Raw genomic sequence first — 9,483 nt, 5'->3', positions numbered from 1 at the left:
TTTCCTTGAATATCAGCACTTCCTACGGAAAAACCCTCACCGTGCTGCACCCTGTTCATGCCCAAACGAACTTTTCCGTCCTGATCCTGCAATTTTCCGCCAGGAGGCATCGGTAGTCCGAAGTATAAGGGGAAGGTACGATTTAGTGTCACCCATTCAGTCTTGGAGAGGTCCGTACCTTCCGGTAGGGCAAGTAATAGGTTCACACTCCCACTTTCCCCCGCCCTTATCCGTGATGAATAAGGAATCCGTGTAATCGTGTCTCCCTCTTTATTCCAAAAAACCAACTCACCATATACCCAACGCTCATCCGTTCCGTAGCTGATCCTACCAGCGTTCCAAGCTCCCTCTTGAATCACAAGACTTGCCTGGATGAAGGTTTGGTTAGCCAATTTCAAGAGTTTAATTCTATTAACTTTCATCAGATCGCCGTAATCGGGACTGATTGCTGAGTGGAACGGACGCTTGCCATCCCCCTCGTTTCCTTTCAACTCGGGTTGAATCAACCACTGATCACCCAACCATGAGGTTTCAATCTCAAACGCATTAAAGCCAGATGGTGAGATGAATGCACGTTTAACATGCACCTTCTGCGGGGACAAAGTAGCTCCGTTGGCAGATTCGAAAGAGGCTCTATCATATAATGGAGTGTCGGATGCTAGCTCCACATCGATAGAGAGAGGCTGAATCTCACCAATCTGAGTGTTATCCAGTTTGATCCACATTTTCCCGAGCCAAGAAGTTTGGATTTGAAGCCAGCTGTAGCCATCGGGTTCCAGACGGCTTTCATATTCAAACCTGAGAACCTTGACACTCTGAGGACTTAGTGCGGCTGGACTTTTTAGTTTATTATCTGGCTGTTCATACATCGACGTTGTAGTCATCAAATCGATCGTGCTAGACATACCATAGGGCAGAACATCAGCTTTAATTTGTGAGCTGTCAAACTTGGCATAGGCTATACTTGTTAAGCTGCCCATGTAAAGGCATATAATTAGAAATATTCTCTTCATTTATGTTCCCCCATTCTATTCCACTGCATTAATAGTTTTATTTATTACCCACCTGACCACACAACCCTTATTTTACCACATTATACTGCCCGTTAGTTCAATCATAGGTATCCTTTCCAAGTATTTCTATATCCACCTCATTCACTCCCGAACCCATCTGTCGGGAATGAGATCAAGTTCTTGTCAAAATCGGGAATGGGATCATGTTCTTGTCATTGGCTCGTGACAAGAACTTGATCCCATAAAATAAAAAAACCGCGATTTACGCGGTAATTAATGAGATAATGTTCTTGTCACCCGACAATTTTTGTCGGTTGCCATCCCATCCCCCCCCCACCCACCCTCGTAACTAGTCACTACGTAGGGTTCTTCTAATTGGGCTATGTTCTTCATTAAATCGCAACTCTCGGGCATAATAACGTCGGGGGTGACTTACCATGAAATGCGCATACTGTGAAAACCTTCAGCAAATCAAAAGCAAGAAACATAAATGTTACATCTGTTCAATCATTAAGCGGTAAGCAACTGTGCCTTCTGGTACCCATTTCACACTCCGACATTAGTCACATTTGATCTTCTTATTGCATATAATAAAATGGGTCCTGTAGACCAATCGTAACCTCCTCACACCCGCGGAACGGTGAAAACGCGGGTGTTCTTAATGTGCTTCCGTATTCAAAGCTGTCCATCAGCCCCAGTGTCCGTGACGCTTCATAATCTCGATTACTTCATCCGCGTAAGGCTCGTCAGTATTGATGACGATGTACCGATTTGGCTTCTTACCTTCCGCATGACGATTTATTGCAAGTTGCCTGTATCAAATTAAATTTTTTGCCATACATTATTAATAAGCCATTGTACTTTTACCCCACCTCTGAGAACCGGCTCATTTTTTAATTACGGGAATTTGAATGTCAAAGTAATGTTTTATATAAGCGCCAATCACGCCACCTATAATCGCCGTTATTAATATCTTTCCAATATCCCACAAAACTCTTTTTTTGCCATCACAAATCATTTTCTTTATTATAAGCACCTTTATCTGGATCCCAGCTGTAGTGTCACTTACTTCCCCTTGAATAAATTCATCCCAGTTTACATTGCCAACATCAAGAATATTAATTTTTTCGAGGTATTTCCTATGATGTTCATACTCTTGAGAAATGAACTTATCAAGCGAACCTTGAAGTTTCTTTACATCCCTTAATTTTAGATCAGTTTTTGATAAGCTATCTAGAAACTCTGATAATTCATTCTTCATTTCAGCAGTCAGAGCTCCAAAACTGCTTGTAACAGAAAACGTACTCTTCAATGTACCTTTTTCATTAAATTCTGAGAGCTTGTTCCTGGGTGCTCTTTGAATTCTTCTGGATATAGTCTTGAATGACTTTTCTGTTAGTTCATCAAAATTCATTAGACCTCACTCCTCAATCCAACCATTTCCTACTCTGAGGAGTTCGTCGACACTTCTGATAATCCTTCAATGAGTGTTTTTTTCTTCCAAGATCTTTTGTTTGGTTGTGGTGCAAAAACTTCCCCCTGTGGTATTATTGGCTGAACTAAAGATGTGGGATGGGGCCAAACGAATATGGAGACGATATCGAATTTGTTCAAATGGAAACATTATGAAGCAGGAATTATCTTGTTAACGGTTAGATGGTATTCAAAATATAGTTTGAGTTATCGAGATGTAGCGGAAATGATGGAAGAACGAGGATTGAATATCTCTCATACCACGATTATGCGATGGGTCCATCAGTTCGGGCCTGAAATTGATAAACGAATTCGCCCCTACTTGAAAATAACAAACGATTCTTATCGAGTCGACGAAACTTATATCAGAGTTAGAGGTCATTGGAAGTACCTTTATCGGGCAGTAGATTCCGAAGGAAGCACGATTGATTCCATGCTGTCCGAAAACCGCGATATCCAAGCAGCGAAACGCTTTTTCAAGAAGGCAATATCTTCGCCACACAATCAATCACCGCGAGTGATTACGGTGGATAAGAACCCTGCATACCCACCGGCATTCGAACAGTTAATGGATGAAAAGGAGCTATCGAAAGAAACGCTAGTCAGACAAATAAAGTACCTTAATAACATTGTGGAACAGGATCATCGATTCATCAAAAAAATAACGAATCCAATGATGGGGTTTAAATCATTCCATACAGCCGAGAAAACAATAATGGGAATTGAAGCTTTTCATATGCTACGAAAAGAACAGGTTGAAATACCACCTGTTCTTTCTTATGTTGAATGGATTCATGAATTGTTCGGGTTGACTGCATAAAATTTCTTACATATTACGACCAACACATTCATTTTGTATTTTTGCAACACAACCCCTATTTTTGATTGTTAATAAAATCGCCCATACTACCTCGCCGTTTTATTTCCCGCTGAAAGAGAAGTCTGTGGCAAAGAAATGCATAAATTCATAAAAAAAACAGGAGTCAACGAGGCAACCCTGTTTCAATTTACTATCTATCTTTAATCAACCTTGTATTAGTCTATTTAATGTTCAAAATCTATCGCGGGCCACTTCTCGAATGCTTCTAAATCTAAATTTACCATTAAATCCTCTAAAATATCAGAAGCTTTAATAAATTTTGTCATAAACTTAATAAAAACCTCATCATCAGAATCAATACTATGCTCTAAAGTAGTATCATAATCAATATAAGATAATTTTCTAGAAGCTCCATGTGCGATAACATTTCTCATTTTCCATATGGAATCAATGGTATTATTTATCGGGTTTGAAAGGTATTTATTAGAAACTTCTAAAAAAGAACACACTCTTTTTAATTTCTTACATCACAACTCACCTTTACAATTATTTTGTGCTATTATTTCAATATACTTATATCTTAAATTTATCATTTCAGTAAACTCAACGATATCAGATGGGGTTATTGGGATATCTTTCAATCCCTTTTTTAACAATCCATAATTACGCCTCATGCAGTTAATTACTAAATCATTTAAGAAGTATTCAAATGAAGAGGTAAATTTAATTACGCCTGTAATTATTGAATTGTGATGGAATTCTCCTACCATAAATTTCGGCTCTGATACAAGTCGGTTCAATATAGGGTTTACTTTGGGAATGGCTTCTAATAACTCCTCGTTTTTCTTCAACTCAGTTCCCCAGTCAAAACAATTGCCTTCTTTAATTTGGCTGGCGATTAGAAGCTGTAATCTATTTCCAGCTAAATTTGATCTCCAAAAAGTTTATTCTTCTTTCTAATTTCGTCATCCCTGTCTTAGTGTCGGAAATTAGATCTATTTCTTCCCTCCCGACAATTCTCCATTCCGGTTCAGGTTTCTACAATATCCCATCCTAAACCCTCAAACTTCTGTATTAATTCTGGTGTTAACTCCGCTTGATTTATTGCGAATACAAATAAATGAGTCGGTCTACTCATTGCCACGTATAACAAATTTCTATTTATTATTTCTTCTTCACTATAAGGAATAATACTTTGATCCTCAGAGTACTGATTCAAGAATATTTTTGTAAGTGTTTTATTTTCTAATTCATCTAACAACAATACTGATCGATGAGTTTCTCCTTTTACAGAGTGAATAGTCCTAATATTAGCTCTGGTTAACTTTTCTAGATATTGCACTTCTACTGGTGCCATCTTAATATGATGTTCTATTAATGTTTTTATCTGAATAATTACTGAATTAGTTACATTTATTCCATTGATCCCATATTCCTCTAAAACATTATTAATACAGTTTCTAATTAATTTTAGCGCATCTTGCTGTTCGATATTTTTTATTAAAATTAATATTATTAGCTTTACCTCTGATATTTGCTCATGTTTATTTATGATTAGTTTTAGCAGATGTGAATCAATTGCATTTACTTGGTTAGAAGAAGATATCTTTTTATGTATAAAGTCCACTATTATTTTCTTAACAGTAATTAATAGAGGCTCTTTTATATCTTTTGAGCTTTTTATATATACCTCGTTTAAATAATGTTCACTAGATACTTTTCTAAGTACCAATATACTATCTACATGCTCGCTTTTATCAAAAGTGTAATTCATTCCTTCAAGACTATCGATATATTTAATGTATGCTGTGCTAATCTCTTTTTGATTGTTATACTTAAAAATTACTGGCTTAAACGAAGCTTTATTTGGATCAGTTATTATTTTCGCTTCAGGTACTATAATATTTAAATGATTAGCTAACTCTTTACCAAATCTAACAGATAAATTAAGTCTAAATACTTCATCCTCTTGAATTATTGGCATTGATTGTCCGTATCCAATGGTCTGGAATGGATCCCCGATCTTTTGCAAAATACAATCAGGACTATTAAAAATCATGTCTATAAGTGCTTCGCCATCTTTATGCGTATCCTGATACTCATCTATAAAAACATATTTAAATCTAGCTCTTAGCATCTCGACAACACGATTATCAAACAAACAAGCTTTAGAAAATAGAAAAGTTTCATCAAATGTTAAATAGCCCTGAGACTTCCTCTTTATTTTTATATCTATCATTTTGCGTTTATGATTTTCAAATTTTTCGATATCCCAATCTGAAGTATTTTCTAAATCAAATACTTTCGTTGTTTCATTTAGAATAAGACGACTTTTTTCAGCTCTTTCTGCAATACTTTTTTTAACTCCAGGTTGCATCCACGAAAAAGACCTAGAAAGTATTGAAACAAAAGCATCCAAATTATCATGTTCTTTTGCAAAAAAGAAGGAAGTATTTTTATAATATCTTTTGAAGTATGGAATTACACAATAACTATTAAAGAATTCATGTATTGTCCCAATAAAATGTGGATGTCTTAATTTACCTACTCCCACTTTTTCTAACGCATTATTAATTTCATTTACGGCAACATTGGTATGTGTAATAACACAGATACCATCAGGAATATTATTTCTATTTATATAAGATAAAAACAGAGCAATTTTCAATGAAAGTGAAGTCGTTTTCCCCGAGCCAGGGCCAGCTATTATTATCTTTGATTCAAGAAGTTTAACAAATTCCTTTTGCCGAGAATTTAAGGAACCTCCAGATAAAAGAATTTTTTCAATTCTCAAGTATTCTGAATCGATAAATTCCAACTCGTTGTCCCTCCAGTAACATGCAGAATAGCATCGATTAAATAATTTAAGTCTTTATCAATAGTTATTTTTCTTAGAGCTCTACTTTTGTTCTCCCATAAATGGTTTGCAAAATTTTGTGATATGATCGATTTAGATATATCTTTGTCGAGAATGAATCTATATATATCGACAGCAAGCTCCTCAGGGTCAATTATTGCTGCCCACTTATCTAATTGTTTTGTGACAAAATTAGCTTTTTTATAGTGTGAGTTCAAAACAATTTCTTGAAATTCTCTAGATAAGCTGCTTCTTGCCAATGCATATTCTAAAGTCCAGGGAGTGGATAAAAACACCTTTGTTCTTTCTTTTTCGTTATATAAATTAGTTTTTTTATCCTCGACGCTTTGGGCAAGAATAGGTTCATATATAAATCCTGACACAGGACTAATTAACTCAATTATTTCTGATCTTAATGATTGTGTTTTTAATTCGCCAAATGTCTCTTCAAGTTCTTCAAATAGATCGTCAAAATCAATATATTTTTTATGGAGTTCCTTCCCAAAATCATCCTCAGTATTATAAAGTAGCTTTAATTCTTCAGTATGAAAGTCTGTTAATTCAAAGTAACTCGGGGTTTTATAAAAACTTTTCGGTTTTAGGTCTAGATCTGTAATGATCGATATCGGAATGTTTAATGGCTTGAGATCATTTCTTCTTAAAAAAATTGAAGAGTATCTTTTGAATGCCAGGGATCCAACATTAACTATTGAAACACCATATTTATGTAATGGTCTTCCAATTATTTCAGCAACTGTTGGTATTAATAAATTTTCACCGTCTCCCTCCACAAAAATAATGCCTTGTGCAAACTTACATTCAACTTCACCTATATTACTTTCTGCTTGAACACTAACATTGACCTCAGGATGACCATTAACAATCATTCCTTTTATCCTATGAGTTGTGTTAATAAGCTCAACAGCCAAGTCGCCACCCTCTGGGCACGCAAGTCGCACAATTGTGCTCTTAATATTTCCTCGGATATAGTTATAGCCTTTACTCTCTTTGGAACCTAGCCAACCAACCAACTTATCTTTATGAAAGACTGCAAGACCCTGATATTCCAAGATAGTTGAGGGGACTACTGAATTTAAGTTTAAGTGCGACTGCCCCGCAGAAGCTTCTCCTTTAATGTGAATGCCTGCTAGAATAGGATCTTTTCCCTTTTCTACAAGATCAAATATAAGCTGATGTAAATCAACTTTTGAGGAGACCCCCCAATTCTTCTCAGATGCTTCTAGAGAAGTAAATAACTTGTTCGCGGGGATTTTCTCCAGAGGTGTTAGGGTTCGTAGCACTTCATTAGCTGTGGCATTCCTGGCAACCAAAATGTAGAAATCAGTTCTTAATTCATGGTCTCTCGAAAGTCCATCTAAGACCTTTGCTATACCTTCTTTGGCCAAATCTTCTCCAATAACTAGAATTCGCAAATGAGAATTATAAATTTTTCTTGGAGTTGTAGTTGTGAGCTCACGTACCGACTCGAAAATCGTATTTCCACGGGCTGATTGCAGTGTGACAATAGGTAGCCGCTGGAGTGAAATTAGTGGACCTCTGCTTTTCGATCACCACTTTCTAAAGAATAGCATTTGCTAGGTATTAGAGTAATCTGCCACTAGTTGAGTAAAAGCAGCCGTTCCATTTAGACGGCTGCCCTCTCCTGTTGCGCTTATTCAACTAAAGTTACCCGTTAGTGTAACGAATCATGTAATAATCGGAACTCATCTTCTAGAATAGCCATCGTGATCATATCATGAAATTTCCCATCTATATAAAGGGAATCTCGTTGTACCCCTTCTCGTTTGAATCCGATCTTTTCATACACATGAATGGCACGTGGGTTAAAAGTATACACGCCCAAATGAATTCGATGTAGCTTTAATATGTTAAAGCCGTACCGGAGCATATGTAGCATATGGATCATCGCTTCCGTACCGTAGCCTTTACCGCGATGCTGAGTCCCTTGAATTCCGATGCGGATATTTGCGCTTAGGTTGATAGAATCGATTTCATTTAACACGACCTCGCCCAGTAGCTCGTTGATTCCTTTGAATACGATCATAAAATCAACTCGATCATTGTTTTGAACACTTATTTTCCTAATACAAGTAGCAATTTCATCACGGGTGAATTCCCTTTGCGATCCAGTCAATCGGTTGATTTCAGTATCTTGTATAAAAGTGAAGTATTCCTCTAGATCAGACTCCCGTGCAAATCTCAATAAAATATCGCTACCCTCGATTTGAATCTCAGTCAGTTGCCCTTCCCCTTTGCATGTCATGATGCTGTTCCTCCATTAAAATCATTAATATAATTACATATTTTTACTATACCATATCCTTTATCCTGCCCTTTAGCTGAGAAGTGACCGATGATGGCCTTAAAAGTACCGACGATATAATTCTCTCCTACGCTCACCGCGCAGCTGAGCATAAATCTGTGTAGTAGATGCTTTTTCATGCCCAAGCATACCCTGAATAAATTCTAGCGGTGCACCGTTATCTAGTAATTGACATGCATATGTGTGACGGAATCGATGAGGATATACATTAGCATTAATTCCCCCTCGTTTTGCCAGCTTTTTTAATGCCCAACGTATTGTTGGAATCGACAATCGTCGGGTCGGATTCGTTTCAGTAACAAACAATGCTTTACAAGTATCCCCACGGCTCTCTAAATATCTTTTTAACCAAACCTTACATTCGGTAGTGAAATATACCTCTCTTTGTTTAGAACCCTTACCATTCACAATTGCTGAACAGTTCTCCCAATTAACATCTTCAATATTTATTTTCTGAACCTCTCCAACACGGCAGCCTGTACAGTACAGAAACTCCAACAGAGCATGCTCCCGATGAGAATGACAGGTAATCTTAAGATGAATAACATCCTCCTCAACTAGGAATTTCGGAATACGTTTGTCCATCTTAGGTTCTCTCAACTTGTGAGAAGGATTCCTTGTCATATGGCCTTCTTCAAATGCAAAGCGAAATAGGGAGCGTACAAATCGAATTCGATGACCTAAGCTACTTGGTTTTAATCGCTCTGATGCTCTTGCAAAATAATCTTTTAGCATATTTAAGAATATTTCTTCAATCTCCAGATTACCCAGTTCACGAATCAACATGTTGAGTTGTAGAAAGTATGCTTTCATGGTATGCGAGCTGAACCCCAGGATACGTTTGTCAGCTTCATACAGCATCCATAACTCCTTCAATGTCATAATAAAAACCCTCCCAAATATATGTTATCTCTAGCTTTGCTAGAATTGGGAGGATTTAATCTTAACGCTTAAGCTGTGTGTTGTACTAGCGTTC

At 36.8% G+C, this 9,483-nt stretch carries 8 protein-coding genes and 1 pseudogene; 1 reads left to right on the top strand and 8 read right to left on the bottom strand.

Annotated elements, in window-relative coordinates; translation table 11 throughout:
• Together BC351_RS37345 and BC351_RS37340 are read right to left on the bottom strand one after the other, a co-directional pair.
• Positions 1-1,013: pseudogene (locus BC351_RS37345) on the bottom strand (hypothetical protein); the annotation flags it as partial.
• A gap of 886 nt (positions 1,014-1,899) precedes the next feature.
• Entirely contained in the window at positions 1,900-2,427 is a 528-nt protein-coding gene (locus BC351_RS37340) for a hypothetical protein (RefSeq protein WP_079420723.1), read from the bottom strand.
• Between the two features lie 174 nt (positions 2,428-2,601).
• Between BC351_RS37340 and BC351_RS37335 the strand changes: the two genes are divergently transcribed.
• Positions 2,602-3,306 (top strand): IS6 family transposase, encoded by a 705-nt coding sequence (locus BC351_RS37335; RefSeq protein WP_079420722.1) that lies wholly within the window; start codon positions 2,602-2,604, stop codon positions 3,304-3,306.
• A 224-nt stretch (positions 3,307-3,530) separates the two neighbouring features.
• On the opposite strand, the gene BC351_RS37330 is transcribed toward BC351_RS37335, so the two are convergent.
• The 6 genes from BC351_RS37330 to BC351_RS37305 form a co-directional block, all read right to left on the bottom strand.
• Positions 3,531-3,815, bottom strand: a complete 285-nt coding sequence (locus tag BC351_RS37330) for a hypothetical protein (protein ID WP_079420721.1) — start codon at positions 3,813-3,815, stop codon at positions 3,531-3,533.
• An 18-nt stretch (positions 3,816-3,833) separates the two neighbouring features.
• A complete protein-coding gene (locus BC351_RS37325; protein ID WP_079420720.1) occupies positions 3,834-4,157 on the bottom strand; it encodes a hypothetical protein in 324 nt (107 codons plus the stop codon).
• A 179-nt stretch (positions 4,158-4,336) separates the two neighbouring features.
• On the bottom strand, positions 4,337-6,124 hold the full coding sequence (locus BC351_RS37320; RefSeq protein ID WP_079420719.1) for a UvrD-helicase domain-containing protein: 1,788 nt from the start codon (positions 6,122-6,124) through the stop codon (positions 4,337-4,339).
• The gene (locus tag BC351_RS37315) at positions 6,097-7,680 is read right to left on the bottom strand and encodes a Ger(x)C family spore germination protein (RefSeq protein WP_279628402.1); all 1,584 of its coding nucleotides are present in this window, start codon (positions 7,678-7,680) and stop codon (positions 6,097-6,099) included. Before BC351_RS37315 ends, BC351_RS37320 begins: the two co-directional genes overlap by 28 nt.
• Before the next feature lie 176 nt (positions 7,681-7,856).
• On the bottom strand, positions 7,857-8,447 hold the full coding sequence (locus BC351_RS37310; RefSeq protein WP_079420715.1) for a GNAT family N-acetyltransferase: 591 nt from the start codon (positions 8,445-8,447) through the stop codon (positions 7,857-7,859).
• A gap of 99 nt (positions 8,448-8,546) precedes the next feature.
• Positions 8,547-9,389, bottom strand: coding sequence for a tyrosine-type recombinase/integrase (locus BC351_RS37305; RefSeq protein WP_079419886.1), 843 nt, complete (start codon positions 9,387-9,389; stop codon positions 8,547-8,549).
• Between the last annotated feature and the right edge of the window lie 94 nt (positions 9,390-9,483).

Origin of the sequence: Paenibacillus ferrarius (assembly GCF_002027705.1) — a bacterium.
Classification (GTDB): Bacteria; Bacillota; Bacilli; order Paenibacillales; family NBRC-103111; genus Paenibacillus_E; species Paenibacillus_E ferrarius.
The sequence above is the reverse complement of the archived record's forward strand: the minus strand, read 5'-3'. Positions and strand labels throughout refer to the sequence as shown.

Bases quoted from the DNA above. Each gene is read 5' to 3' on its own strand.
- BC351_RS37335 (WP_079420722.1), top strand. From the start codon at position 2,602: ATGGAGACGATATCGAATTTGTTCAAATGGAAACATTATGAAGCAGGA.
- BC351_RS37310 (WP_079420715.1), bottom strand. From the start codon at position 8,447: ATGACATGCAAAGGGGAAGGGCAACTGACTGAGATTCAAATCGAGGGT.
- BC351_RS37305 (WP_079419886.1), bottom strand. From the start codon at position 9,389: ATGACATTGAAGGAGTTATGGATGCTGTATGAAGCTGACAAACGTATC.
- BC351_RS37340 (WP_079420723.1), bottom strand. From the start codon at position 2,427: ATGAATTTTGATGAACTAACAGAAAAGTCATTCAAGACTATATCCAGA.